Annotated in this window: 26 protein-coding genes and 2 pseudogenes; 23 read left to right on the top strand and 5 right to left on the bottom strand. The window is 69.5% G+C overall.

Annotation, left to right across the window (positions count from 1 at the left end):
- Positions 1 to 8: 8 nt before the first annotated feature.
- Positions 9 to 1,523, top strand: a complete 1,515-nt coding sequence (locus tag ACHMXE_RS03140) for a tripartite tricarboxylate transporter permease (RefSeq protein WP_395346781.1) — start codon at positions 9 to 11, stop codon at positions 1,521 to 1,523.
- Positions 1,524 to 1,542: 19 nt separating this feature from the next.
- Here the strand turns inward: ACHMXE_RS03140 and ACHMXE_RS03135 are convergent, their stop codons facing one another.
- Positions 1,543 to 1,986 (bottom strand): PaaI family thioesterase, encoded by a 444-nt coding sequence (locus tag ACHMXE_RS03135; RefSeq protein ID WP_395346780.1) that lies wholly within the window; start codon positions 1,984 to 1,986, stop codon positions 1,543 to 1,545.
- Between the two features lie 188 nt (positions 1,987 to 2,174).
- On the opposite strand from ACHMXE_RS03135, the gene ACHMXE_RS03130 reads away from it, so the two are divergent.
- From ACHMXE_RS03130 to ACHMXE_RS03030, 21 genes and pseudogenes are all read left to right on the top strand, one after another.
- Positions 2,175 to 3,398: an ABC transporter substrate-binding protein gene (locus tag ACHMXE_RS03130; RefSeq protein ID WP_395346778.1), complete on the top strand. Its 1,224-nt coding sequence runs from the start codon at positions 2,175 to 2,177 to the stop codon at positions 3,396 to 3,398.
- Positions 3,399 to 3,490: 92 nt separating this feature from the next.
- Positions 3,491 to 4,384, top strand: coding sequence for a branched-chain amino acid ABC transporter permease (locus tag ACHMXE_RS03125; RefSeq protein WP_395346776.1), 894 nt, complete (start codon positions 3,491 to 3,493; stop codon positions 4,382 to 4,384).
- Between the two features lie 232 nt (positions 4,385 to 4,616).
- A complete protein-coding gene (locus ACHMXE_RS03120) occupies positions 4,617 to 5,423 on the top strand; it encodes a branched-chain amino acid ABC transporter permease (protein ID WP_395346775.1) in 807 nt (268 codons plus the stop codon).
- A complete protein-coding gene (locus tag ACHMXE_RS03115) occupies positions 5,420 to 6,166 on the top strand; it encodes an ABC transporter ATP-binding protein (protein WP_203206819.1) in 747 nt (248 codons plus the stop codon). Before ACHMXE_RS03120 ends, ACHMXE_RS03115 begins: the two co-directional genes overlap by 4 nt.
- Complete coding sequence (locus tag ACHMXE_RS03110) at positions 6,147 to 6,863, top strand: ABC transporter ATP-binding protein (protein WP_209539948.1); 717 nt, start codon at positions 6,147 to 6,149, stop codon at positions 6,861 to 6,863. Before ACHMXE_RS03115 ends, ACHMXE_RS03110 begins: the two co-directional genes overlap by 20 nt.
- A gap of 56 nt (positions 6,864 to 6,919) precedes the next feature.
- The gene (locus tag ACHMXE_RS03105; RefSeq protein WP_395346773.1) at positions 6,920 to 7,738 is read left to right on the top strand and encodes a transketolase; all 819 of its coding nucleotides are present in this window, start codon (positions 6,920 to 6,922) and stop codon (positions 7,736 to 7,738) included.
- A complete protein-coding gene (locus ACHMXE_RS03100; protein WP_395346772.1) occupies positions 7,731 to 8,720 on the top strand; it encodes a transketolase family protein in 990 nt (329 codons plus the stop codon). The genes ACHMXE_RS03105 and ACHMXE_RS03100 overlap by 8 nt, the downstream gene beginning before the upstream one ends.
- A complete protein-coding gene (locus ACHMXE_RS03095; protein WP_395346771.1) occupies positions 8,717 to 9,844 on the top strand; it encodes a glycerol dehydrogenase in 1,128 nt (375 codons plus the stop codon). Before ACHMXE_RS03100 ends, ACHMXE_RS03095 begins: the two co-directional genes overlap by 4 nt.
- Complete coding sequence (locus ACHMXE_RS03090; RefSeq protein ID WP_395346770.1) at positions 9,841 to 10,554, top strand: SDR family NAD(P)-dependent oxidoreductase; 714 nt, start codon at positions 9,841 to 9,843, stop codon at positions 10,552 to 10,554. Before ACHMXE_RS03095 ends, ACHMXE_RS03090 begins: the two co-directional genes overlap by 4 nt.
- Positions 10,532 to 11,434: pseudogene (locus ACHMXE_RS03085) on the top strand (AMP-binding protein); the annotation flags it as partial. The gene ACHMXE_RS03090 and the pseudogene ACHMXE_RS03085, both read left to right, overlap by 23 nt.
- Before the next feature lie 79 nt (positions 11,435 to 11,513).
- The gene (locus ACHMXE_RS03080) at positions 11,514 to 12,164 is read left to right on the top strand and encodes a class I adenylate-forming enzyme family protein (protein WP_395346769.1); all 651 of its coding nucleotides are present in this window, start codon (positions 11,514 to 11,516) and stop codon (positions 12,162 to 12,164) included.
- Complete coding sequence (locus tag ACHMXE_RS03075) at positions 12,154 to 13,137, top strand: quinone oxidoreductase family protein (RefSeq protein WP_395346768.1); 984 nt, start codon at positions 12,154 to 12,156, stop codon at positions 13,135 to 13,137. Before ACHMXE_RS03080 ends, ACHMXE_RS03075 begins: the two co-directional genes overlap by 11 nt.
- A 22-nt stretch (positions 13,138 to 13,159) precedes the next feature.
- Entirely contained in the window at positions 13,160 to 14,341 is a 1,182-nt protein-coding gene (locus ACHMXE_RS03070) for an acyl-CoA dehydrogenase family protein (RefSeq protein ID WP_395346767.1), read from the top strand.
- A gap of 12 nt (positions 14,342 to 14,353) precedes the next feature.
- A complete protein-coding gene (locus ACHMXE_RS03065; RefSeq protein ID WP_395346766.1) occupies positions 14,354 to 15,388 on the top strand; it encodes an acyl-CoA dehydrogenase family protein in 1,035 nt (344 codons plus the stop codon).
- A 46-nt stretch (positions 15,389 to 15,434) separates the two neighbouring features.
- Positions 15,435 to 16,220, top strand: a complete 786-nt coding sequence (locus tag ACHMXE_RS03060; protein ID WP_057593530.1) for an enoyl-CoA hydratase/isomerase family protein — start codon at positions 15,435 to 15,437, stop codon at positions 16,218 to 16,220.
- Positions 16,136 to 16,693, top strand: a pseudogene (locus tag ACHMXE_RS03055) (SDR family NAD(P)-dependent oxidoreductase); the annotation flags it as partial. The gene ACHMXE_RS03060 and the pseudogene ACHMXE_RS03055, both read left to right, overlap by 85 nt.
- 67 nt (positions 16,694 to 16,760) lie before the next feature.
- Complete coding sequence (locus tag ACHMXE_RS03050; RefSeq protein WP_395346765.1) at positions 16,761 to 17,030, top strand: SDR family oxidoreductase; 270 nt, start codon at positions 16,761 to 16,763, stop codon at positions 17,028 to 17,030.
- 27 nt (positions 17,031 to 17,057) lie between these two features.
- Complete coding sequence (locus tag ACHMXE_RS03045) at positions 17,058 to 18,053, top strand: Bug family tripartite tricarboxylate transporter substrate binding protein (RefSeq protein ID WP_395346764.1); 996 nt, start codon at positions 17,058 to 17,060, stop codon at positions 18,051 to 18,053.
- Positions 18,050 to 18,856, top strand: a complete 807-nt coding sequence (locus ACHMXE_RS03040) for an SDR family NAD(P)-dependent oxidoreductase (protein ID WP_395346762.1) — start codon at positions 18,050 to 18,052, stop codon at positions 18,854 to 18,856. The genes ACHMXE_RS03045 and ACHMXE_RS03040 overlap by 4 nt, the downstream gene beginning before the upstream one ends.
- A 13-nt stretch (positions 18,857 to 18,869) precedes the next feature.
- Positions 18,870 to 19,184 carry an NIPSNAP family protein gene (locus tag ACHMXE_RS03035; protein WP_203206832.1) on the top strand — a complete coding sequence of 105 codons (315 nt, stop codon included), beginning with the start codon at positions 18,870 to 18,872 and terminating at the stop codon, positions 19,182 to 19,184.
- A 53-nt stretch (positions 19,185 to 19,237) separates the two neighbouring features.
- Positions 19,238 to 20,056, top strand: a complete 819-nt coding sequence (locus tag ACHMXE_RS03030; RefSeq protein WP_395346761.1) for an IclR family transcriptional regulator — start codon at positions 19,238 to 19,240, stop codon at positions 20,054 to 20,056.
- 7 nt (positions 20,057 to 20,063) lie between these two features.
- On the opposite strand, the gene ACHMXE_RS03025 is transcribed toward ACHMXE_RS03030, so the two are convergent.
- Positions 20,064 to 20,390: a hypothetical protein gene (locus ACHMXE_RS03025; protein ID WP_395346759.1), complete on the bottom strand. Its 327-nt coding sequence runs from the start codon at positions 20,388 to 20,390 to the stop codon at positions 20,064 to 20,066.
- Between the two features lie 7 nt (positions 20,391 to 20,397).
- On the opposite strand from ACHMXE_RS03025, the gene ACHMXE_RS03020 reads away from it, so the two are divergent.
- Positions 20,398 to 20,520: a hypothetical protein gene (locus tag ACHMXE_RS03020; protein ID WP_395346758.1), complete on the top strand. Its 123-nt coding sequence runs from the start codon at positions 20,398 to 20,400 to the stop codon at positions 20,518 to 20,520.
- Positions 20,521 to 20,621: 101 nt separating this feature from the next.
- Here the strand turns inward: ACHMXE_RS03020 and ACHMXE_RS03015 are convergent, their stop codons facing one another.
- From ACHMXE_RS03015 to ACHMXE_RS03005, 3 genes are all read right to left on the bottom strand, one after another.
- Positions 20,622 to 21,221 carry an epoxide hydrolase family protein gene (locus ACHMXE_RS03015; RefSeq protein ID WP_395346756.1) on the bottom strand — a complete coding sequence of 200 codons (600 nt, stop codon included), beginning with the start codon at positions 21,219 to 21,221 and terminating at the stop codon, positions 20,622 to 20,624.
- A 104-nt stretch (positions 21,222 to 21,325) separates the two neighbouring features.
- Positions 21,326 to 23,326: an FAD-dependent oxidoreductase gene (locus tag ACHMXE_RS03010; RefSeq protein WP_395346754.1), complete on the bottom strand. Its 2,001-nt coding sequence runs from the start codon at positions 23,324 to 23,326 to the stop codon at positions 21,326 to 21,328.
- 7 nt (positions 23,327 to 23,333) lie between these two features.
- Positions 23,334 to 24,065, bottom strand: coding sequence for an SDR family oxidoreductase (locus ACHMXE_RS03005; RefSeq protein WP_209539930.1), 732 nt, complete (start codon positions 24,063 to 24,065; stop codon positions 23,334 to 23,336).
- Positions 24,066 to 24,070 lie beyond the last annotated feature (5 nt).

The raw sequence follows: 24,070 nt of genomic DNA, 5'->3' as shown, positions 1-24,070 counted from the left end.
CGAGCGACGTGGACCTGATCGACAACCTCTCCCTCGGCTTCGCGGCGGCGTTCACGCTGCAGAACCTCGTCTATGCCTTCATCGGCTGCCTGCTCGGCACGCTGATCGGCGTGCTGCCCGGCATCGGCCCGGTCGCGACGATCGCGATGCTGCTGCCCGCCACCTACGCGCTGCCACCCGTGGCCGCGCTCATCATGCTGGCGGGCATCTACTACGGCTCGCAGTACGGCGGCTCGACCACCGCCATCCTCGTGAACCTGCCAGGGGAGTCATCCTCGGTGGTGACCGTGATCGACGGCCATCAGATGGCGAGGCAGGGCCGGGGCGGGCCCGCGCTCGCCGCGGCGGGCCTGGGCTCGTTCTTCGCCGGCTGCGTGGGCACGTTGATCCTCGCCGCCTTCGCGCCGCCGCTGACCGAGCTGGCCTTCAAGTTCGGCCCGGCCGAATATTTCTCGCTGATGGTGCTGGGCCTGATCGGCGCCGTGGTGCTGGCCTCGGGTTCGCTCATCAAGGCCATCTGCATGATCATGCTGGGCCTGCTGCTCGGGTTGGTCGGCACCGACGTGAACTCGGGCGTGGCGCGCTTCAGCTTCGACATTCCCGAGCTCACCGACGGCATCAGCTTCATCGCCATCGCGATGGGCATCTTCGGCTATGGCGAGATCATCGCGAACCTCTCGCAGCCCGAGGAGGAGCGCCAGGTCTTCACGGCGAAGCTGCAGGGCCTCATGCCCACGAAGGAGGACTTCCGCCACATGATCCCGGCCGTGCTGCGCGGCACGGCGCTCGGCTGCTCGCTGGGCATCCTGCCCGGCGGCGGTTCGCTGCTGTCGGCCTTCGCCTCCTACACGCTCGAGAAGAAGCTCAGCCTCAAGCCGGGCGAGGTCCCGTTCGGCAAGGGCAACATCCGCGGCGTGGCCGGTCCCGAGTCGGCCAACAACGCCGGTGCCCAGACCTCGTTCATCCCGCTGCTGACGCTCGGCATCCCGGGCAATCCGGTCATGGCGCTGATGGTCGGTGCGATGACCATCCACAACATCCAGCCCGGCCCGCAGGTGATGACCAGCAACCCCGAGCTGTTCTGGGGCCTGATCGCCTCGATGTGGATCGGCAACCTGATGCTGATCGTGCTGAACCTCCCGATGATCGGCATCTGGATCAAGCTGCTGTCGATCCCCTACCGCTGGCTGTTCCCGGCCATCGTGCTGTTCTGCGCCATCGGCGTGTACTCGACCAACAACAACACCTTCGACGTCTGGATGGTGGGCTTCTTCGGCATCGTCGGCTACGCCTTCCTGAAGCTGGGCTGCGAGCCCGCGCCGCTGCTGCTGGGCCTGATCCTCGGGCCGATGATGGAGGAGAACCTGCGCCGCGCGCTGCTGCTGTCGCGCGGCGACTGGAGCGTGTTCGCGACACGGCCGATCTCCGCCGGGCTGCTGATCGGCGCGGCGCTGCTGCTGGTGATCGTGCTGTCGCCCGCGGTGCGCTCGAAGCGGGAGGAGGCGTTCGTCGAGGAGGGGTGAGTGCGCCGGGCGCCTGGCGTCAGCGCGGCGCCGGCACATAGAACGAAGCGCTGGCCTGCACCAGCAGCTTCTGGCCGCAGACCACGTCGCACTCGCCGAAGCGAACACGCCCGTGTGCCTTGACGAGCCTCACGCGCGCTTCGATCCAGTCGCCGACCTGCGCCCCCGCGATGTAGTTCAGCGTCAGGTTGACGGTCAGCGTGGTGTCGACCGCGGGGCTGGCGCCCGTGCGCGCGAGGTTGGCGCCAATGGCCGTATCCGCCTGCGTGGCCAGCAGGCCGCCATGCACGACGCCATAGCGGTTCGCATGCTGCGCGCCGGCGCGCAGCGCCAGCACGAATTCGCGCGAGTCGTCGCTCAGCGGCCGCATGTAGAGCGGGCCCACGTGGACGAGAAATCCCTCGTCCAGGTCGGAAGGGAGGAAGCCCTGGGGAACCGTGGCGTCGATGTGCATGGGCGCCATGGTGCGATCGCCCGCGTCGCCGACGACTCAGGGTTTCTGACATGTTCACATAGTGAACGATGCACCGCTTTTCGGCCGGTGATGTCTGGCCGGATGTCCACACTCTGCACGCGATCAACAAAAAGCGGAGACAAGCAATGCGTGGACTTTCAAGACATTCGACGGGCCGTCGCCAATGGCTGATGGCGATGGCACTGGGCCTCGGCCTGGTCGGAACCGCCGTGGCTCAGACCACGGTCAAGTTGGGTTGCGTGCTCCCGCTCAGCGGCGGCTCGGCCGCCGTGGGCAACCAGACGCGCGCCGGCGTCATCGCGGCGGTAGAGCAAGTCAATGCGGCGGGTGGCATCAAGTCGCTGGGCGGGGCCAAGCTGCAGGCCCTCTTCGGCGATTCGCAATCGAAGGCCGACGTCGGCGTCTCCGAGACCGAGCGGCTGATCCAGCGCGAGAACGTCGCGGTGCTGTGCGGCGCGTTCAACAGCGCCGTCACCTTCCCCGCCACCGAGCTGGCCGAGCGCAACAAGACGCCCTGGGTTGCAGTGGGCGCGGTCAAGGACGAGATCACCGAGCGCAACTTCAAGTACGTGTTCCGCATCAACAACAAGGCCACCTACGACGCGCGGGAGCAGCTCGAGGCCATGGCGCTCCTCGCGAAGGAAACCGGCAAGTCGGTCAAGCGCGTGGCTCTGTTCTACGAGGGTGGCGACTGGGGCCGTTCGCACGTCGCCAACGTGCGCAAGATGGCGGCTTCGTACGGGTTGGAGATCGTGCTCGATGAGCCCGCGCCGCCGAACCAGGTCGACTTCACCTCGCAACTGCTGAAGATCCGCGCCGCCAAGCCCGACGCACTGATCCTCGCGCTGTACACGCCCGACCAGTTGCTCTTCACGCGGCAACTGGCCGAACAGCGACTGGACCTTCCCTTCGGCGTGCATTCGGCAGGGGGCGGCACCGAGGACCCGAGCTTCTACGCGACGGTGGCACCGAAGTCGGTAGCCTACTACTTCGTGCAGGAGGACTGGCAGGTCGACGCGCTCGAAGTGAACAAGGATCCGTTGCTGCACGCGGCGGACAAGCGCACGCGCGAACTGCTCGGCTACGGCATGAGCGCCTACGTCTCGCAGGGCGTGTCGGCCGTCTACGTGATCGCCGATGCACTCGAGCGCGGCAAGAGCGCCGAGCGCCAGGCGCTGCGCGATGCGCTGTCCGCGACGGACATCCAGGCGGGGCCGGCGCTGTTCCCGGGCTACCAGCGCATCAAGTTCGACGAGCAGGGCCAGAACACCTTCGCACACGGCGTCATCTCCGAGAACATCGACGGCAAGCGCCGCACGGTGTGGCCGCTGGCCAACCGGGCGGCCGGCACCAAGCCCGTCTGGCCCGTTCCGGGCTGGGCGCAGCGCGCGAACAACTGAGCCCCTCGTTCTCCTGCACGCCTCCCTGACGCGCGACCGGGCGGGGAGCGCGTGCGCGGAGAAGTTCGTTTGACATCTCCTGAGGTCTCCCCATGGACTGGTTTGTACTTGGCTATGCCGCCATCAACGGCATCCTGGTCGGCGCGATGCTGGGCGGCATCGCCCTCGGCCTGAGCCTGATCTTCGGCGTGATGCGCATCGTCAATTTCGCGCACGGCTCGTTCCTGATGCTGGCGATGTATACGGCCTTCTGGTTGCAGCAGCGCCTGGGGCTCGATCCCTACCTGAGCATCGCCGTGGCGGCGCCCGCCATGTTCGCGCTGGGCTATGCGGTGCAGGCGCTGGTGATCGCACCGCTGGTGCGGCGCGAGCGTGCCCTGGTGGTCGAGCCCATCAGCGCGCTGCTGCTCACGGCCGGCGTCTACATCCTGATCGACAACCTGGCGCTGATGGCTTTCGGGCCCAACGTTCGCTCCGCCAGCTCCGGCATCGCCGTGCAGACGATCATGCTCGGCGAGTTCCCGATCAACACACTGCGCCTGGTGTCCGCCGTCCTGCCGCTGTTGATGGCGCTGGGTCTGTCGCTGTGGCTGGGCCGTACCGACCTGGGCCGGGCCGTGCGTGCCACGGCCTCGAACCGCGACGCAGCCGCCATGTCGGGCATCGACGTGGCCCGCATCTACAACCTGACCTTCGGTCTCGGCTGTGCCACCGTGGCCGTGATGGGTTGTCTGATCGCGCCCTTCATCCCGGTGACGCCGCAGGTCGGGCTGGCCTTCGGCATCAAGAGCTTCATCGTCGTGGTGCTCGGCGGCATCGGCAGCATTGCCGGTTCGCTGGTCGGCGGCGTCGTGATCGGCCTCTTCGAATCGGTGGCCTCGCAGTTCGTCGCCACGCCCACGGCCGCGATCTTCTCGCTGGGCCTGTTCATCGTGATCCTGCTGCTGCGCCCACAAGGGCTGATGGGCAAGAAGGGAGGCGTCTGATGTCCGCCATTCCCTCCGCGCTCGCAGGCTCGGTTCGCCCTGCCGCGGCCCGTGGCGTCCATGTCGCCAAGTTCGCCCTGGCGGGGTTGCTGCTCGCCGGGTTCGCACTGCCGCTGGCCGTGCACGACGAGTTCTTCCTGCACAGCGCCATCATGGTGCTGTACTTCGCCTACCTGGCCAGCGCCTGGAACCTGATGTGCGGCTACGTGGGCAGATCTCGTTCGGCCACTCCGTGTTCAGCGGGGTGGGCGGTTATTGCTCGGTGCTGCTGCTCACCGGCCTCGGCCTGTCACCGTGGATCGGGATGCTCGTCGGCGGTGCCCTGGCGGCGCTCCTGGCCGTGGTCATCGGCTACCCGACCATGCGCCTGCGCGGGCCGTACTTCGCATTGACGACCATCGCCGTGGCCGAGATCGTGCGCATCTGGGTCGAGAACACCGACCTGGTGATGGGCATCTCGCTCAAGGGCGCCGAAGGCCTGCGCGTTCCCCTGGTCGGCACCGACTGGAGCCTCTTCCAGTTCGAGAGCAAGGTGCCGTACTACTACATCATCCTCGTGCTGGTGGTGGTGATCACGGCCATGACGTGGCTGATGGAACGCAGCCGGCTCGGCGTGTGCCTGAAGGCCATCCGCGGCGATCGCGATGCCGCCGAATCTCTGGGCATCAATCCCACCCGCTACACGCTGAGCGCGTATGCACTGAGCGCGTTCATGACGGCACTCGGCGGCAGCTTCTACGCGCAGTTCATCCGCTTCATCAACCCGGAGCGGAACATGGGCACCGAGCTGTCCATCGACATGGCGCTGATGGCCATCATCGGCGGCCAGGGCACGGTGTTCGGACCGCTGGTGGGCGCCGCGTTCCTCGCGCCGCTCGCCGAGGTGACGCGCGGCTACCTCGGCGGCCAGTTCATCGGGCTGCACCTCGTGATCTACGGGCTGGTCCTGATCCTGGCCGTGCTGTACCTGCCCAAGGGCCTGTGGGATCCGATCAAGCGGCTGGGGGCCTGGCTGCTGCGCGGCAGGAGCACGCGATGAGCACGGGTTCCGAGATCCTGCTTTCGGTGCGCGGCATTTCCAAGCGCTACGGCGGCGTGCAGGCCGTGAAGGGCCTGTCCTTCGAGTTGCGGCGCGGCGAGATCCTGGGACTGCTGGGCCCGAACGGCGCCGGCAAGACCACGGCCTTCAACATGATCGCCGGCTTCGTCGGCGTGGACGAGGGCGAGATCGAGCTCGACGGACGAAGGATCAGCGGCCGCAAGCCCTGGGACGTCTGTGCCGCGGGGCTGGCGCGCACCTTCCAGCTGTCCAAGCCCTTCGGCGGCATGACGGCGCGCGAGAACCTCGTCGTGGGCAGCCTGGTCAAGACGCGCGACCGCGCGCGCAGCCTGAGCAAGGCCGACGAACTGCTGGACTTCCTCGGCATGTCGGCCCTGGCTTCGACTGATGCCGACAACCTCACCGCCTTCGAGCGGCGCAAGGTCGAGCTGGGCCGTGCGCTGTCGACCGAACCCAGCCTGCTGCTGATGGACGAGGTCGTGGCCGGCGCGACGCCGCAGGAAGCCATGGTGATGGTGGAGCTGATCAAGAAGGTGCGCGACCGCGGGGTCACGGTGCTGATCATCGAACACGTCATGAAAGTGATCATGGGCCTGTCCGACCGCGTGATCGTGATGAACCTGGGCGAACTGATCGCCGATGGCCTGCCGGCCGATGTGGTGCGCCAGGACGCGGTGCTCAAGGCCTACTTTGGAGAAGACTATGTCGACGCCGGCGCTTGAGATCCGGGGCCTCGTGGCCGGCTATGGCGACGTGTCGGTGCTGCGCGGGCTGGACCTGTCCATCGCTCCGGGCCAGCTCGTCGCGTTGATCGGTGCCAACGGCGCCGGCAAGACCACGCTGCTTCGCACCATCTCCGGCCTGATCAAGCCGCAGGCCGGCGAGATCAGCCTCGAGGGAACGCCGCTGCATGGCCTGGCCCCCTACGAGGTGGTGAGGCAGGGCTTCGTGCAGTCGCCCGAAGGCAAGCAGTTGTTCGGCGGCATGTCGATCCGCGAGAACCTGCTGATCGGCGCCCACAACGCACGTGCGCGCGAGGTCCGCGACCAGACGCTGAAGGAGGTCTTCGCGCTGTTCCCGATCCTGGAAGAGCGCCAGAAGCTCGCGGCCAACACGCTGTCGGGCGGCCAGCAGCAGATGGTGGCGGTCGGCCGCGCGCTGATGGCCAAGCCACGGCTGCTGGCGCTGGACGAGCCCTCGCTGGGCCTGGCGCCCATCATGGTCGACCGGCTCTTCGAGTCGATCCGGCGCATCCGCGACCTGGGCGTCACGGTGCTCGTGATCGAACAGAACGTCTTCAAGGTGCTGCAGATGGCGGACCACGGCCATGTGCTGGAGAACGGCCGCATCGCCCTGTCGGGCAGCGGCCGGGAACTGCTGGCCGACGGCCACCTGCGCGCCACCTACCTCGGCATTTGAACCACCACGCAAGGAGCACACATTTCATGAACGCGAGATCGAACCCGCCGAACGGGGTGGCCGATGTGCAGAGGCTGCGGGCCACGGCCCTGGCGCTGCGCCGAAAGATGGTCGTGCAGGCACGCGGCAAGGGCCAGGGCTACCTGGGCCAGGGCCTGGGTATCGCCGACTTCCTGGCCGCGCTCTACTTCCACGAGTTCAGCGCGGACGACCTGGATTTCAAGCGCGCCGACCGCAAGCGCTTCTACCTTTCCACCGGCCACTACTCGATCGCGATGTGGGCCGTGCTGGCCGAGGCCGGTCTCATCGATGCGGCGACCCTGCCCAGCTACGGTGCCGATGGCAGCCCGTTGGAGATGAGCACGATGGAGGGACACGTGCCCGGTGTGGAGATGACCGGTGGCTCGCTGGGCCACGGCCTGGGCATCGCCACCGGCGCCGCGCTGGGCTACCGGCTGGACGGCCATCAGTCGGCCATCCATGTCGAGCTGTCCGACGGCGAACTGCAGGAAGGCTCGACCTGGGAAGCAGCCACCGCTGCCGCCAGCTTCGGACTGGACAGGCTGGTCGCCTGGATCGACTGCAACGGTATCCAGGCCGATGGTCCCATGGTCGTGAACATCGAGCCCGTCGCGGGCCGCTTCGCCGCGTTCGGCTGGGCCGTGCGGGAGATCGACGGCAACGATCTCGCGCAACTGCTGGAGGCCCTGGCCTGGGCGCGGCTCTGCGAGGGCAAACCCAAAGCCGTCGTGATGCGCACCCGCCCCGGCCGCGGCATCCGCCGCATCGAACAACGCGACCGCGCGCACTTCGTGCGCATCGACGCCGACGAATGGGACGACGTCGCACGTGAACTGGAGATCGAGAATGCCTGAGACCCTTGCCCCATCGCGCACGCTCGCCATGAGCGAGTCGGAGGCCGTGGTCGGCCGTCCCGCGCAGTTCGCGCCGTTCGCCATCGGCACCCTGAAGGCCGCCGAGCGGCATCCCGAACTCGTGGTGCTGACGGCCGACCTCGGCAAGTACACCGACGTCCACGACTTCCGCCACAAGTACCCGCAGCGCTTCTTCAACGTCGGCATGGCCGAACAGGCGCTGGTCATGGCCGCGGCCGGGCTGTCGAAGACCGGCAAGGTCGCCTACTGCACGACCTACGGCACCTTCGCCACGCGGCGCGCCTACGACTTCCTCGCAATCGCCTGCGCGCACAGCGACGAGAACGTGAAGATGTTCGCCGGCAACCCCGGCCTGGCGTCCGGCTACGGCGGCACGCACCAGGCCAACGAGGACCTCGCGTTGATGCGATCGATCCCGAACATGACGGTGCTGGATCCATGCGACGCGACCGAGATGGCGCAGATCGCCGAGATGGCGGTGGACATCCCCGGCACCGTCTACAGCCGCCTGCTGCGCGCCAACGTGCCTGTGGTGTTCGATCCCGCGACGCATCGCGTGCGCATCGGCAAGGGCCACGTGGTGGTCGGCGGCAGCGATGTGGGCTTCGTCTCCACCGGATCGATGACCGAGCGCGTCATCGATGCGCAGCGCGAGCTCGCGGCGAGCGGCATCGCCAGTTCGTTGTTCCACACCGCATCGATCAAGCCCTTCGACGCGGCCGGCCTGGTCGAGTTCGCCGCCTCCGTCAAACGCCTGGTGGTCTGCGAGAACCATGTCGCCAGCGGCGGCCTGGCTTCGCTCGTGATCGACGCGTTGTACGAGGCGGGCCAGCACCGCCCGTTGCTGAAGATCGCGATTCCCGATCAGTTCACCGAGTGTGGCTCGCACGCCTATCTGCTGGACAAGTACGGCCTCAGCAAGGCGCGCATCGTCGAACGCGTGACGGCATGGCTGGGATGAGCGCGAATCCGCAGGCCATCCGTGCATTCGGCGCGGCGCATCGCTACTACCAGGGCCCGGGTGCCTTGGGACTGGTGGGCGATGTCGTCAGCCGCTTGGGAGGTCGGCCCGTGCTGGTGTGCGATGCCATCGTGGCCGACCTGCTGCGCCCGGCCGTTGATGCGGCCTGCGGGGTACGGGACATGGCCGTTCCCTGGCTTGAAGTGCGCGGCGATGTCACGCGCGCCATGGTGCGGGGACTGGTGCAGCAGGCACGAAGCGCCGACACCCCGGATGTGGTGCTGGCAGCCGGCGGGGGCAAGGGCGTGGATGCCGGCAAGGCGGTGTCGCGCGAGCTCGGTGCGCGATTGATCGTGCTGCCGACCTCCGCGTCCAACGATGGGCCTTGCAGCGAGTCCTTCGTGTACTACGACGATCAGCATCGGATGGAATCGGTCGAACACCTGCCGCGCAATCCCGACGCCGTGATCGTGGACACCGAGGTGCTGGTGCGTGCGCCGCGTGCGTTGCTGGTCTCCGGCATCGGCGATGCGCTGTGCAAGTTGTACGAGGGCGAGCAGGCGCGCCGGGCTCATGGCCTGAACCTGTTCGGCGGGCGCAACACGCTGGCCGCGGCGCAGCTGTCCATCGCCTGCGAGCGGGCCATCCGCGAGCACGCCGTGCCGGGGCTGGCCGCGCTGGAGGCCGGTTCGCCCGACATGCACTTCGAGAATCTGACGGAAGCGCTGGTGCTGCTGGCGGGCCTCGCGTTCGAGAACAGCGGCCTGTCGATCGCGCATTCGATGACGCGCGGCCTGACGCGCGTGCCGCGGATAGCCGCGACGCTGCATGGCCAGCAGGTCGGCTACGGACTGCTGGTGCAGTTCATGCTCGAGCGCCGACCGCAGGACTTCATGCGGCAGCAGCTGGCCTTTCACCGCGAGGTCGGATTGGCGACCTGCCTGCAGGGCTTCGGGGTCGGCGCGACCGACGATGTGCTGCAGGTGATCGCCGACGGTGCGATGACCGCGCCGCACCTGAAGCACTTCGAGCGGCCGCTGAGCGCGCCGGACTTCGTGGCCGCCATGCGCGGGCTCGAAGCGCTGGCGGACCGGCCCCATTCGCAATCCCTGGAGAACGCATGACACACGCGCAAGACGATCGCCTTGCCATCATCACTGGCGGCGGCACCGGCCTGGGTCTGGCCACCGGCCTCGAGCTGCGCCGACGCCACTGGCGCGTGCTGGCGCTCGGCCTCGACACCGAACCCGGCCTGGAGGGCTCGGGCATCGAGTTCGAGCGCATGGACATCACCGATGCCGAGGCGCTGGGCGCGGTGGCACGGCGCACGCCGCGCCTGCACCTGCTGGCCAACGCGGCCGGCATCATCCTGCACGACGAACGCGAACACACGGTGGAAGGCTTCCGGCGCGTGATCGACGTGAACCTGCACGGCACCCAGCTGGCGTGCACGCTGCTGCGCCCCGCACTGGCCGCGGCCGGCGGCAGCATCCTGAACTTCGCGTCGATGTGGAGCCGCTTCGGCTCGGGCCGCAACCCGGGCTATTCGGCCAGCAAGGGAGCGGTCGAGGCGTTGACGCGTGCGCTGGCGGTCGCCTACGCGGCGCAGGGCGTGCGCGTGAATGCCATCGCGCCCGGCTGGATCGACACACGCATGTCGGTCAATGCCTTCAGCGATCCCGAGCGCGCCGGCCCGATCCTGAAGCGCTTGCCGGCGGGCCATCGGGGCCAGCCGAGCGATATCGGCAAGGCGGCGGCTTTCCTCGCATCGGACGATGCCGGCTACATCACCGGCGTGACCCTGCCGGTCGATGGCGGCTACAGCATTGCGTGAGGTGGACGTGCAACCTGCCGATGAACTGAACCGCTATGGCGAACTGCACGGCCTGACCGTGCCTGCGCTGTTAAGGCGCCGCGCCGCCCAGGCACCCTTCAAGCTGGCGTTGTCGGCCCACAGCCATCGCGGCCACCGCGACCGTCTGAGCTACGCCCAACTGGTGATCCGCATGGAAGCGATGGCGCGCGGCCTGTCGTCGCGCGGCCTGAAGACCGGCGAGCGCGTTGCTTTGTTCGTCTCCAACCAGGCAGTGCGCGAGGCCGTGTTGACGGCCCTGGGATGCTGGCGGCTCGGGGCCATCGTCTCGCCGCTGAACGTGCGCGCCTCCGACGAGGAACTGCGCCACGCATTGGCGCTGGTGGAGCCGGCCTTCGTCGTCTGCATGCAGGCGGAGGCCGCGCGCGTGCGCGCGCTGTACTCCGCCGCGCGGGTGCTGCTGCTGGACGGTCCGGCCGCGGCCGCCGACACCTGGCCCGAACCGGAGACCGAGTTCCATGCCGCGGCCCTGCCCGACGTGGCGCGCCCCGAAGACCCCAGCGTTCTGCTGTTCACCTCGGGCACCACGGCGCGCTCGAAGGCCGTCACGCACTGCCACCGCAGCCAGCTCTACTGCGGTCACGCGATCGCCGGCGCGGTCGGCCTCACCGACCAGGACACTTACCAGGGCGCCTGGCCGATCTACACCAGCTCGGTGCTCAACATGGCTTGCATGGCGGCCTGGGTCAGCGGCGCCGGCGCGGTGCTGGAGCCCAGCGTGCTCGACAACGCGGGCCGGCTGCGGCTGATCGAGACCGAGGGCACGACCGTCTACCACGGCGTGACCTCGCCGCTGAACTTCATGATCGACGAGTACCCCAACGCGGCCTACGACCTCTCGCGCGTGCGCCGGCTCGGCTACGGCGGCGCGGCCATGCCGGCCGAGGTCATCGCCAAGTTCCCGCCGCCACCTGCCGTGGGTGGACCAGGTCCACATCTGGGGCATGACCGAGACCGGCCCGGCCGGCACGGTGCTCGCACCGTGGTTCCTGCCGCGCAAGGCCGGCTGCATCGGCGTGGCGCAGCCCGGCTGCGCGGTGCGCGTGATCGGCGAGGATGGCCGACCGGCGGCGGCGGGCGAGAGCGGCGAGATCGTGTTCTCCGGCCCCTCGGCCGCGCTGGGCTACTGGCGCAACCCCCAGGCCACGGCCGAAGCCTTCGTCGACGGCTGGGTGCGCACCGGCGATATCGGCCGCATCGACGACGAGGGCCACCTGCACTTCGTCGACCGCAAGAAGGACATCATCAACCGCGGCGGCCTGAAGATCGCCTCGGCCGCGGTCGAGGAGGCGATCTACCGCTTCGCCGGAGTGGCCGAGGCCGCCGTCGTCGCGGTGCCGCATGCGGGCCTGGGCGAGGACATCGCGGCCTGCGTGGTGGCCCGGCCCGGCGTGGCGCTCGACACGGCGGCGCTGCGCGCGCACTGCGCCGGTCTGCTGGCCGATTTCGCCACGCCACGCCAGTGGCATGTGCTCGAAGCCCTGCCCAAGAACCCGATGGGAAAGATCCTGAAACGCGAACTGCGCGAGCAATTGCTCGCCGCCACGAAAGCCCATGCCCATGTCGACTGACTACGCGATTCGAATCCATGCCTACGGCGGACCGGAAGCCATGGTGTGCGAACCGATCGAGGTGCCGCCGCCGGCACCCGGCGAGGTGCAGATCAGCCAGAGCGCCATCGGCATCAATTACCTCGACACCTACCACCGCCGCGGCGTGTTCCCGCTGCCGGCACTGCCCGGCGGGCTGGGCGTGGAGGCCGCCGGCCGCGTGGTGGCCGTGGGCGAGGGCGTGGCCCATCTCGCGCCGGGCATGCGCGTGTCGTACGCATGCCCACCGGTGGGCAGCTACGCCACGCTGCGCAACCTTCCGGCGCGGCACGTGCTGCGCGTGCCCGACGGCGTGAGCGACGAGCAGGCGGCAGCCGTCACGCTCCAGGGGCTCACCGCCCACATGCTGCTGCGCAAGGTGACGCGGCCGCAGCCCGGCCAGACGGTGCTGGTGCATGCCGCCGCGGGCGGCCTGGGTTCGCTGCTCACGCAGTGGGCCAACCGGCTGGACTGCCGCGTGATCGGCGTGGTCGGTTCTGCGGCGAAGGCCGAGCAGGCGCGACGCCAGGGTTGCGATGCCGTCATCGTGGGCAGCGAGCAGCCCTTCGTGGAGGCGGTGCGCGCGCTCACCGATGGCGCCGGTGTCGATGCGGTGTTCGAAGGCCTCGGCGGCACGGTCTTTCAAGACTGCCTGCGCGTGGTCAAGCCATTCGGCCAGGTCGTCAACCTCGGCCAGGTGGCAGAGGGCCTGCCCAGCGTGGCCCTGGCCGATCTCGGGCCCGCGCGTTCGATCAGCGTGGCAGTGCCGGGCGTGTTCGCCTATGTGCGCACGCATCCCGACCTGCAGGCTGCGGCCGACGAGCTGTTCGGCCTGGTGGCCGACGGCGCCCTAAAGGTGCACATCGGCGGGCGCTTTGCGCTGCGACAGGCGGCGCAGGCGCACGAGGCGCTGCAGTCGCGCGGCACCACCGGCTCGCTGGTGCTGCTGCCTTGAACCCACTTGCTCTTAACAATCCATGAGCCTGTTCAACACCTCCGAGCTGCGCCGCTTCCGCGAGGAAGTGCGCGACTTCCTGCAAACCCACCTGAGCGAGGAACTGCGCCACGAGACCCGCGGCGGCCTGCACATGGCGCGCGAGGACATGGCGCGCTGGCAAGCCATCCTGCATCGACGCGGCTGGGGCGCGCCGCACTGGCCGCAAGCCCTGGGCGGTACCGGCTGGACGGCACTGCAACGCTACATCTTCGAGGAGGAGAGCGCGTTCGCGGATGCGCCGCTGGGCGACGTGCATGGCCTGTTCCTGGCTGGCCCGATGCTGATCGCCGAGGGCAGCGACGCGCAGAAGGCGCGCTACCTGCCCAGGATCCTTGCCGGCGAGGAGTTCTGGTGCCAGGGCTTTTCCGAACCCAATGCCGGGTCGGACCTGGCTTCCCTCAAGACACGCGCGCGTTTCGATGGCACGCACTGGGTCATCGATGGGCAGAAGACCTGGCTGTCCAGCGGCCATCACGCCGACCTGATGTTCTGCCTGGCGCGCACCGAGCCCGAGGCCAAGCCACAGGCCGGCCTGTCGGTGTTCATCCTCGACATGCGCGATCCCGGCATCACGCTGCAGCCGATCCTGACGATGGACGAGGGCCACAGCGTGAACGCCGTGTTCTTCGACAACGTGCGCGTGCCGGCCGACGCGATGATCGGTGCCCCGAACAAGGGCTGGGGCTATGCCAAGGACCTGCTCGCGCGCGAGCGCGTGAACAACGCCCAGGCGCCGCGCACCAAGCGCGACATCGTCGAGCTCGACCGGCTGGCGCGCGAGTGCCGCGGCGCCGATGGCAGGCCCCTCATCGAGCAAGCCGGCGTGCGGCGCAAGCTGGCCGTGCTGACGGCGGACTTCGTCGCGCTGGAGTCGGCGGCGCTTTCCGTCATCGCCGAACAGATGCGCGGCAAGGAGCCGGGGCCCGCGGCCTCGACGCTGAAGATCCGCGGCTCCGAGCTGCAGCAGCGCGTGAGCGAGACCGCGATGGCGCTGCTGGGCGACGCCGGCCTGGTGCTGGGCGCCGACTACGGCAGCGGACTGCTGCATCCCGCGGGCCGGGGCTGGGCCGAGCGCCATTTCTTCCGCCGCGTGGTGACCATCTACGCGGGTGCGAACGAAATCCAGAAAACCATCATCGCCAAGTCCATCCTGGACATGTGAGGGAGCCGCACCATGGAACGCGAAGAACTCGATCTGCTGCTGGACGGCGCCAGGCGCTGGTTCGCCGAGCATGCACCGCTGTCCGAGCGGGTGGCCCGGTTCCGCCAGGGCCACTCTGCGCCGGTGGGCTCCTGGGACGCGCTGGCAGACCTCGGCTGGCTCGCGCTGCCACTGCCCGAGGAGGCCGACGGCTTCGGCGCTCCGGCCGGCGCCTGCTTCGAGCTGTTGCGCCTGGCTGGCCGCGACGCGCGACCCGAAGCGCTGGACCTGCATCTGCTGCTGGCCCCGCTGCTTGTGCAACTGGCTCCTGAACTGGCGGCGCCGCTGAGCGCTGGAACGCTGCGCCTGGCCATGGCCGACCTGCAGCCCGGTGCCGAAGGGCCGCGCTGGAATGCGGAGCAACTGAGCGGCCGCACCGGCGCGCTGCTGGGCGTCGAGCACGCCACCCACGCGCTGCTGCCGCTGGCCTCCGGCGGCCTGGCACTGCTGGAGCTGGCAGCGGCCGGTGTTTCGCACGAGCCGGCACGCTGGGTGGACGGACGCGCCACGGCACGGCTGCAACTCGATCGGGTCAGTGCGCGCCATTGGCCCGGCCAGGCCGGGCAGGCCATCGACCGGGCCGCGGCCGCGCTGGTGGCCGATGCCACCGGCGTGTTCGAGGCCGCGTTCGAACTCACGCTCGACTATCTCAAGCAGCGCATGCAGTTCGGCAAGCCGCTGTCGGCCAACCAGGCACTGCAGCACCGCATGGCCGAGATCTTCTGCGACCTCCAGCAGGCGCTGGCGCTGACCGAACGCCTCGCGCAGGAGATCGATGCCGAGGCGGCCGGCCCCTGGCCCACGCTGCCGGTGGCGAAGAGCTTCGTCGGCCGGCGCGTGCTGCGTGGCGTGGGCGCGTTGATCCAGGTCACGGGCGGCATCGCCGTGACCGAGGAATACCGGCTCACGCACTGGTACCGCCGCCTGCACGTGAATGCCCAGTGCTTCGGTGCCGCCGAGGCGCAGCTGAACCGCATCGAGGTGCGCCGGCAATTGCTGGCGGCCTGACCCTCCTTCCCTCTTTCCAACCTCTTTTTCCACAGGAGACTTCCCCATGTCCAATTCCGCCCTGCAGGTCGAGATCGCCGACCGCGTCGCCCGCGTCACCATCAACCGTCCGAACGCCCTGAACTCGGTCAACGCCGAGCTCCACACCGCGCTGTCGCGCGTGTTCATCGACCTGGGCGAGCGCCGCGACATCGGCGTGATCGTGCTGACGGGTGCCGGCAAGGCGTTCTGCGCCGGCGGCGACATCGAATGGATGAAGGAGGCGGTGCGCGAGCCCGAGGGCTTCGAGATCGTGACCTGGGAGGCCAAGCGCATCGTCTATTCGATGCTGGACTGCGAGATTCCCATCATCGGCCGCATCAACGGCGATGCGGTGGGCCTGGGCGCCACATTGGCGCTGCTGTGCGACATCACGGTGATGGCGGACCACGCCCGCATCGGCGATCCACACGTGCGCGTGGGCTTGAACGCAGCCGATGGCGGAGGCTTCCTGTGGCCGCAGATGATCGGCTTCGGCAAGGCGCGCGAACTGTTGTTGACCGGCGACCTCTTGAGCGCGGCCGAGGCGAAGCAGCTGGGCGCGGTCGGCAACGTGAGCACGGCCGACGAACTGGACGCCAAGGTCGAGGCCCTGGTGAGCAAGCTCAAGAACGGTGCCACCAAGGCCATCCGCTGGACCAAGGCCGGCTACACCATTCCGCTGCGCCAGCTGGCGCATGGCCACATGGACGCGGGAACGGCCTACGAATGCCTGACCAACCTGACGCAGGACCACCACGAAGCGGTCGAGGCCTTCGCATCGAAGCGCAAGCCGGTGTTCAGCGGTCGTTGAAGGTGCGCGTACAGATGAGTGAAAAACAGGATTTCGCGGGCCGCTTGGCCCTGGTCACCGGCGGTGCCAGCGGCATCGGCCTGGCCTGCTGCGAGCTGTTGGTCGCGCGCGGTGCCACGCTGGTGCTGGCCGATATCGACGAGGCGCGCACGCACGAGGCGGCGCGGCGCCTTGGCGCCCAGGCCCTGGTGCTCGACGTGTCCGACCACGCGGCCGTGCAGGCGGCGCAGGCACGGTTGCAGGCGCAGGGCCTGCAGGTCGACCTGCTGGTCAACTGTGCCGGCATCGTGCAATCGCCCCACACGCCGGCCGACTTGCCGCACGAGGAATTCCAGCGCGTGCTCGCGATCGATTTCGAAGGCACCTACTCATGTTGCGCGGTGTTCGGCAGCGCGATGGCGCGGGCCGGGCGCGGGGCGATCGTCAACATCGCCTCGGTGGCGGGCATGCGCTCCATGCCACTGCATGCCTACTCGCCCGCGAAGGCGGCGGTCATCTCGCTCGGCGAGTGCCTTGCGGCCGAATGGGGGGCGCTCGGGCGTGCGCGTGAACACCGTGTCGCCGGGCTATACCGTCACGGCCGCGCTGCAGAGCCAGATCGACCTGGGTCTGCGCGATCCCGAGAAGCTCAAGGCGCACAGCGCGCTGGGCCGGCTGATCGCACCGAAGGACATCGCGCGGGTCGTGGTGTTCCTGCTGTCCGAAGAAGCCGGCGTGCTGACGGGCATCAACGCACCGGCCGACGCGGGCTGGCTGGTCGCGGGTTCGTGGGGTACGTTCGGCGGCGTTCGTGCGGCCCAGGCACGCTGATCGATTGACAGAAAGAAGGAGACAAGCATGAAAGATTTCGACGCAGCCGCGCACCTGAGTCGCCGCGCGCTGCTGACGCTGGCCGCGGGCGCGGCGCTGTCCACCCGGGCGCTCGCTCAACCCTATCCGAGCCAGCCGCCGCGCTGGATCGTTCCCTATCCGGCCGGTGGCGGCACCGACGTGGTGGCGCGCATGCTGGGCGAGTCCATGGGGCGCGCGCTGGGCCAGACCCTGGTCATCGACAACAAGCCCGGAGGCGGCACCATGATCGCGGGCGATCTGCTGGCCCGCGCCAAGCCCGACGGCCTGACCGTCGGCACGGTCGACACCTCGACGGTGGCCCTGGCCCAGCACCTGTACAAGCGGGTGCCCTATCAGCCCGAGAAGGACTTCAGCTACATCGGGGGCACCACGCGATTCCCTTTCGTGATGGTGGTGCGGCCCACACTGAAGGCCAACACGCTGGCCGAGCTGATCGCGCTGGCGCGCAGCGAGCCGGGCGGGTTGAAGTACGCCACGCCGGGAGCGGGCGGGCCCAACCACCTGGGCATGGAGCTGTTCCAGCGCAAGGCGGGCATCGCGCTGCTGCACGTGCCCTACAAGGGCGACGCACCGGCGCTGCAGGATCTGCTGGGCGGGCAGATCGACATGTACCTGGTCAACACGGCCGCCAGCCTGCCCTACATCAAGAGCGGCAAGCTGCGGCCGATCGCGCTGTCCATGGCCCGGCGCAGCGCGGCGCTGCCCGAGGTGCCGACCTTCGCCGAAGCCGGGCTGGCCGACTTCGAGTCGTATTCGTGGCAAGGCCTGGCGGCGCCCGCGGGCACGCCCGAACCCATCGTGGCGCGACTGAATGCCGAGCTCAACAAGGCGCTCGCCTCCGACGACATCCGCAAGCGCCTGGCCGACCTGGGCATCGAGCCATCGCCGACCACGCCCGCCGAGTTCACCGCCTTCGTCAAGGCGCAAAGCGCGCTGTGGGGCGAGGTGATCCGCGCGGCCAACATCAAGCTCGAGCAATGAGCGAGGTGGCACATACCTATCCGGAGCTGCAAGGCCGGGTGGTCCTGATCACCGGGGGGGCCAGCGGCCTGGGCCAGGCCTCGGCCCGAAGCTTCGCGGCCGCGGGGGCGCGTGTGGCAGTGGCCGATCTGCGGCGGGATGCCGCACTGGACGAGGCCGCGCACCTGGGTTCGGATCACCTGGGCCTGGCCGGCGACGTGGCGGACGAAGGCGACGTGCGACGCATGGTCGACGCCGCGGTGGCGCGCTGGGGGCGGCTGGACGTGCTGGTCAACTGCGCAGGCATTCCCGACACCTTCCAGCCCACCGTGGAGCAGGACGTGGCCGCCTTCCGCCGGCTGGTCGACATTCACCTGTGCGGCACCTACATGATGTGCAAGGCGGTCGCGCCGCACATGCTGGCGCAGGGCCGCGGTGCGATCGTCAACCTCAACTCGATCGCCGGCGTGCTCGGCCTCGCGCGGCGCAATGCCTACAGCGCGGCCAAGGCCGGCATCGGCATGATGACCCGCACGCTGGGTTGCGAGTGGGCATCGCAGGGCGTGCGCGTGAATGCGGTGGCGCCGGGCTACATGCTGACGCCCTTCTCGCAGCGCCTGATCGACGAGGGCAAGCTCGACGCGCAGCGCGTGCGCCGGCGCACCCCGGCCGGGCGACTGGGCACGGCGCAGCACATCGCCGACGCGGTGCTGTTCCTGGCCTCGGACCGCGCGGAGTTCATCACCGGCGTGACCTTGCCGGTCGATGGTGGCTACATGGCCTGGGGCGCCGCGAGCGACGCCTACGACGGCCCCCTGGATTGAACGGAGGCGACACATGATCTACGAAGAACGCAACTACAGTTTCGCGCCGGCGAACTTTCGGCCGTTCCTCACGCTTTTCGAAGCCGAGGGACTGCCGCTGGTGCGCGGCCACCTGGGCCACCTGGTGGCCTACTTCACGGCCGAGACCGGGCAATTGAACACGGCGGTGCATATCTGGGGCTTCGAGGACCTGGTGGACCGGGACCGGCGCCGTACCGCGCTGTGGAACGATCCGCAGTGGGTCGCGTTTTCGGCCAAGGTGTTGCCGTGGATCGTCGGCATGGAGAATCGCCTGCTCAAGCCGACCGGGTTTTCGCCGCTGCGTTGAACCGGCGCAGCGCCATTTGGCCAGCCAAGGAGGTGGGTGTGGGGGCGGATGTGTTGATCGAAGACAAGCGCGATGGCGATGCACTCCGGGAAGCCCCGGGCGACGGACATGGCGAAGGGCCCGCACGCGGCACGCAGAGCGTGCGCCGCGCGCTGCAGTTGCTGCGCCGCGTGGCCAAGTGCAACGACCACGGCATCAAGCTGGCGCAGCTGGTGCGCGAGTCGGGGCTGGACCGGGCCACGGCCTATCGGCTGCTTTGCTGCCTGGTCGACGAGCAGTTCGTCGATCGCGATGCCGAGCACCTGTACCGGCTGGGGCCCCAGGCGGTGCTGCTGGGTTCGCTGCTGCCTCAGCCCACGCCGCTGCTGCGCCGCTTCGTGCCGACCATGAAGCGCATCGGGCGCATCGGTGGCGACACGGTGTTCCTGATGATGCGCCAGGGCGACCTGGTCTACTGCGCGCATCGCGAGGAGGGGAGCTCGCCCATCAAGATCCTGACGACCAACATCGGCCAGCGCCGCCTGATCGGCACCGGCACCGGCGGGCGCGCGGTGCTGGGCCTGATGGACCCCGCGGAGATCGCCGCCATCCACGCGCGCAATGCCACGCAGTATGCGGAGAACGGTTTGGCGGTGGAGCAGCTGCTGCAGACCGGCGTGGCGGCGCGCGAGCAGGGTTGCATGGTGACCTTCGATGCATTCGGCGAGGTCGGCGTGGCCGGCTTCGGCATCGCGTTTCGCATGGGCGAGCACGCCATGGGCGCGCTCAGCATCGCCACGTTGACGGCGCGCTTCGGCTATGAGCGCCAGCACCGGCTGCGCCAGCTGATGGAAACCGAACTGCGCGCGCTGGGGTTGCAACCCGCGCAGTGAAACGGATTCAGGCCATGCCGCGCAGCGGCCGGTAGAACGCCCGGATCTCCTCGGCCAGCAGCTCGGGCTGCTCCATGGCCGCGAAGTGGCCGCCGCGCGGCATCGCGCTCCAGCGCCGGATGTCGGTGAAAGTGCGTTCGGCCAGTTCGCGCGGCGGGTGCAGGATCTCCGCGGGGAACTCGGCATAGCCCATGGGCACGTCCACCGTGGCGCCCTCGGGAATCGGCCACTGCGCGGCATGCTGGCGCGCGTAGTACGGCCAGAACGAGGAGCCGATGGCGCCGGTGAACCAGTACAGCGAGACGTTGGCCAGGATCTCGTCCAAGCTGAACACCGATTCGATGTCGCCGTCGCAGTCGGACCAGGCGCGCATCTTCTCGGCGATCCATGCCGCCAGGCCGATCGGCGAATCGCTGAGGCCGAAGGCCAGCGTGTGGGGTCGCGTGCCCTGGATCGCGCTGTAGCCGGTCTCTTCGCGCAGCCAGTGCTGCAGTTCCTCGCGGTAGCGCTGCGCTGCCGGGCTGGAACCCGAAACGTGCCGGATCGCGCGCTATCGGCAACAGGTTCAGGTGCACGCCGACGGTCTTGTGTGGATGCACCAGCCCGAGCCGCGCGGAGATGGAGGCACCCCAGTCGCCGCCCTGGGTGGCGAAACGCCGTAACCCAGCACGTCGGTCATCAGCGCGGCGAACGCATCGGCGATCTGCTCCACGGAGAATCCCGGCTGGCCGGGTCGGAACGACAGGCCATAGCCCGGCAGACTGGGCGCCACCACCGTGAAGGCATCGGCGGGATCGGCACCGAAGCGCGCCGGGTCGGTCAGCCGCGGGATCAGCTCGGCGAACTCGAACACCGAGCCGGGCCAGCCGTGCGAAAGCAGCAGCGGCATGGGCGCCGGGCCCTGGCCCGCCTCGTGGATGTAGTGCAGCTGGATTCCGTGCAGCGGCGTCGTGTATTGCGCAAACGCGTTGAGCCGCTGCTCCTGCGCGCGCCAGTCGAAGCGATGGCGCCAATACGTGGCGAGCCGCTGCATCCAGGCCAGGTCGGCCCCGTGTGCCCAGGGCAGGCCCGCGGGCTGGTCCGGCCAGCGGGTCATGTCCAGTCGCGCATGCAAGTCGGCGATCGCGGCATCCGCGATTCGAAGCCTGAAAGGTTGGGGTGTCATGCGGCCCAATCTATCGCGGGGCCGGCGAGGCGTGGACTCGGCAAACCCCGAGTTCGCATCGTGAGCAACCCGAAGGCTTGCTCGTGCGCGATGGCTGACGAGGCTCAACCGATCGCCTGCGCCTCCCTGAACCCCTCCAGCACCGCATCGTCCACCTCCCGCGGCGCCACGCAGTCGCCGATGCGGTGCACCGCCAGCCCGCGTGCCTTCAGCTGCTGGTACAGCCCGTCCTCGCTCTCGCGCAGCATCGACAGCACGACCGTGTCGGCCGCCAGCGTCTCGCTCGCGCCGCCCAGGGTGCCGCGCAACACGACGCGGCCCGGCTCGATGCGCTCGACGGTGGTCGAGGCGCGCAGCGCCACGCCGGCCGCGGCCACGCGCGGCATCAGCCAGGGCCAATCGAGCGTGGGCTCGAGCTTGCGGCCGAGCAGCGCGTCGGCGCCGACCACCGTGACCTCGCGGCCGGCGGCGCTCAGCAGGCGGGCCAGGCCCAGCGGCAGGTAGTCGCCGTTGTCGTCGACGATCAGCACGTGGCGCCCGCAGGCGGGCAGGTCGTCGAGCGCGGAGAGCGCGTCCGTCACGTGCGGCAGTTCCGCGCCCGGGATCGCGTCGCGGTCGGTGCGGAACATCGAGCGGCCGCCGCGCTGCCAGCGCGCGCCGGTGGCCACCACGACTTCGTCGGCGCCGAAGGCGGCCACCGCGTCGGCTGTGGCCTCGCGGCGCAGCACGATCTCCACGCCGCGCCGGCGCAGCGAGGCCTCGAGGTCGTCAACCAGGAAGTTCCACGAACCGTAGTCGGGCAGCAGGCCGGCGCGGCGGATCTGACCGCCGAGCCGATCCGTGCGTTCCCACAGGGTGACGCGATGGCCGCGCGCGGCCGCGCTGTCCGCGAACTTGAGGCCGCCCGGGCCGCCACCGATCACGAGCAGCGTGCGCGGCGTGGCGGCGGGACGCGGCAGCGCCGCACCGAACTGCAGCTCGCGGCCCGCCTCGGGGTTCACGGTGCAGCTCACGTTCTGCCCGAGCCGTCGCCAGCAGCCCTGGTTGGCGCCGACGCAGCGCCGGGTCTGGTCGGCGCGGCCTTCCCTGGCCTTGCGCACGATCTCGGGGTCGGCGATCTGGGCGCGCACCAGGCCGACCATGTCGGACTGCCCGTGCGCGACGATCCGTGCGGCGGTGGCGATGTCGCGCACCGAGCCCTGGATCAGCAGCGGGATGCGCCCTTGCAGCGCCTCGCGCACGCGCGCGGCGTTGGCGGCCAGCGGCGCGGTCTCGCCGCTCGACTGCGGCGGCACCAGCCGGTGGTTCTGGTGGTAGTCGGTGTGCGAGAGGCACACGTAGTCGAACAGGCGCTCGGCTTCGAGCAGCGCGACCACGCGCAGCGTTTCCTCGGAAGTGGTGCCGGCCTCGCCGAGGTACTCATCGAGGCTCAGCTTGATGCCGATCGCGAAATCGCTGCCGCAGCGCGCGCGCACCGCGCGGCCGATCTCGAGCGCGAGCCGGGCGCGGCGCTCGGTGTCGCCGCCCCATTCGTCATCGCGCCGGTTCCAGTACGGCGAAAGGAAGTTGCTCAGCAGGTAGCCGTGCGAGCCGTGGATCTCCACGCCGTCGCCGCCGCCGGCCTGCACGTTGGCGCAGGTAGCGGCGAAGCCTTCGATCACCGCGCGGATGTCGTCCTCCTCCATCGGTTGCGGCATGGCGCGGTGCACCGGCGAGGCCAGCTGCGAGGGCGCGAGCACGGCACCCCAGTGCGCGATGTCGTCGGTGCGGCGCGTGCCGCTGGCGCCCATGTGCGTGACCTGCACGATCACCGGCACGCCGAGCCGCTTGCTCGGTGTGACGAAGGCCCGCACCGCATCGGCCCAGGCGGGCTCCCATGGCGACACGCCGGCGCGCGCGCTGGCCGGATGCACATGGAAACCGTGCGTGACGATCAGGCCGACGCCGCCGCGCGCGCGTTCGGCCAGGTAGGCGCCATAGGCCGGCGGCGGCAGGCTGACCTGGTGCGCGGGCAGGTAGATGCGGTTGAGCGCCTGCACGGGGCCGATGCGCACCGGCGCCCACAGGCCGTCGAGCGCGGTCGGCGCCGCAGGCTGCGTCGTCATGCGCGGCTCAGGAGAAGCACATGCCGCCGTTGACGTCGAGCACCGCGCCGGTGGTGAAGCTGGCGCCGCGCGAGGCCAGGAAGGCGGCGGGCCAGCCGATCTCTTCGGGTTGGCCCAGGCGCTTCATCGGGTACTGGTCGACGGTGAAGGGCTGGTTCGCCGACACCAGCAGCGGCGTGAAGATCGGCCCCGGCGCCACGCCGTTGACCACCACGCCCGAGGCCGCGGCCTGGCGCGCGAAGTAGCGCACCAGCGCCGACAGCCCGCCCTTCGAGGCCGCGTAGGCCGGCTCCACCGCCAGCGTCGAGCCCGCGTTGCGCGCGGCCATCGAGCTGGTCAGCACGATGCGGCCGCTGCCGCGCTTCATCATCGAAGGCAGCGCGGCGCGCAGCAGGTTGACCGGGCCCTTCACGTTCACGGCCATGGTGCGCTCGAACAGCTGTTCCCATTCGTCGCCGCCATCGAGCCAGTCGCCCTTGACGTAGTAGCCGCTGGTGTCGATCAGCGCGTCGATCTCGCCGATGTCCTGCAGCAGTGCATTGACGTCGTCGCGCTTCGTGTTGTCGAGCGCGGCGGCGCGCGCCTTCAGTTCGTCGGCCAGTTCGGTCGGCGCCTTCAGGTCGGCGATGAACAGCTCGGCACCGAGCGCGGCGCACACGCGCGCGGTCGCGCCGCCGATGGCGCCGCCGGCGCCGGTGATCAGGATGCGCTCGCCGCGCAGGTCGAAGAGGTTCTTCATGGGTG

Source organism: Variovorax sp. UC122_21 (assembly GCF_044056785.1).
Classification (GTDB): domain Bacteria; phylum Pseudomonadota; class Gammaproteobacteria; order Burkholderiales; family Burkholderiaceae_C; genus Variovorax.
This window is presented reverse-complemented; position numbering and strand designations above follow the sequence as displayed.

What these genes read in the sequence shown, in the direction of transcription:
- ACHMXE_RS03010 (WP_395346754.1), bottom strand. Translation starts at nt 23,326, where the DNA reads ATGACGACGCAGCCTGCGGCGCCGACCGCGCTCGACGGCCTGTGGGCG.
- ACHMXE_RS03100 (WP_395346772.1), top strand. Translation starts at nt 7,731, where the DNA reads ATGCCTGAGACCCTTGCCCCATCGCGCACGCTCGCCATGAGCGAGTCG.
- ACHMXE_RS03040 (WP_395346762.1), top strand. Translation starts at nt 18,050, where the DNA reads ATGAGCGAGGTGGCACATACCTATCCGGAGCTGCAAGGCCGGGTGGTC.
- ACHMXE_RS03135 (WP_395346780.1), bottom strand. Translation starts at nt 1,986, where the DNA reads ATGGCGCCCATGCACATCGACGCCACGGTTCCCCAGGGCTTCCTCCCT.
- ACHMXE_RS03060 (WP_057593530.1), top strand. Translation starts at nt 15,435, where the DNA reads ATGTCCAATTCCGCCCTGCAGGTCGAGATCGCCGACCGCGTCGCCCGC.
- ACHMXE_RS03075 (WP_395346768.1), top strand. Translation starts at nt 12,154, where the DNA reads ATGTCGACTGACTACGCGATTCGAATCCATGCCTACGGCGGACCGGAA.
- ACHMXE_RS03090 (WP_395346770.1), top strand. Translation starts at nt 9,841, where the DNA reads ATGACACACGCGCAAGACGATCGCCTTGCCATCATCACTGGCGGCGGC.
- ACHMXE_RS03125 (WP_395346776.1), top strand. Translation starts at nt 3,491, where the DNA reads ATGGACTGGTTTGTACTTGGCTATGCCGCCATCAACGGCATCCTGGTC.
- ACHMXE_RS03045 (WP_395346764.1), top strand. Translation starts at nt 17,058, where the DNA reads ATGAAAGATTTCGACGCAGCCGCGCACCTGAGTCGCCGCGCGCTGCTG.
- ACHMXE_RS03070 (WP_395346767.1), top strand. Translation starts at nt 13,160, where the DNA reads ATGAGCCTGTTCAACACCTCCGAGCTGCGCCGCTTCCGCGAGGAAGTG.
- ACHMXE_RS03095 (WP_395346771.1), top strand. Translation starts at nt 8,717, where the DNA reads ATGAGCGCGAATCCGCAGGCCATCCGTGCATTCGGCGCGGCGCATCGC.
- ACHMXE_RS03005 (WP_209539930.1), bottom strand. Translation starts at nt 24,065, where the DNA reads ATGAAGAACCTCTTCGACCTGCGCGGCGAGCGCATCCTGATCACCGGC.
- ACHMXE_RS03035 (WP_203206832.1), top strand. Translation starts at nt 18,870, where the DNA reads ATGATCTACGAAGAACGCAACTACAGTTTCGCGCCGGCGAACTTTCGG.
- ACHMXE_RS03110 (WP_209539948.1), top strand. Translation starts at nt 6,147, where the DNA reads ATGTCGACGCCGGCGCTTGAGATCCGGGGCCTCGTGGCCGGCTATGGC.
- ACHMXE_RS03020 (WP_395346758.1), top strand. Translation starts at nt 20,398, where the DNA reads ATGTCGCCGTCGCAGTCGGACCAGGCGCGCATCTTCTCGGCGATCCAT.
- ACHMXE_RS03115 (WP_203206819.1), top strand. Translation starts at nt 5,420, where the DNA reads ATGAGCACGGGTTCCGAGATCCTGCTTTCGGTGCGCGGCATTTCCAAG.
- ACHMXE_RS03065 (WP_395346766.1), top strand. Translation starts at nt 14,354, where the DNA reads ATGGAACGCGAAGAACTCGATCTGCTGCTGGACGGCGCCAGGCGCTGG.
- ACHMXE_RS03015 (WP_395346756.1), bottom strand. Translation starts at nt 21,221, where the DNA reads ATGACACCCCAACCTTTCAGGCTTCGAATCGCGGATGCCGCGATCGCC.
- ACHMXE_RS03130 (WP_395346778.1), top strand. Translation starts at nt 2,175, where the DNA reads ATGGCACTGGGCCTCGGCCTGGTCGGAACCGCCGTGGCTCAGACCACG.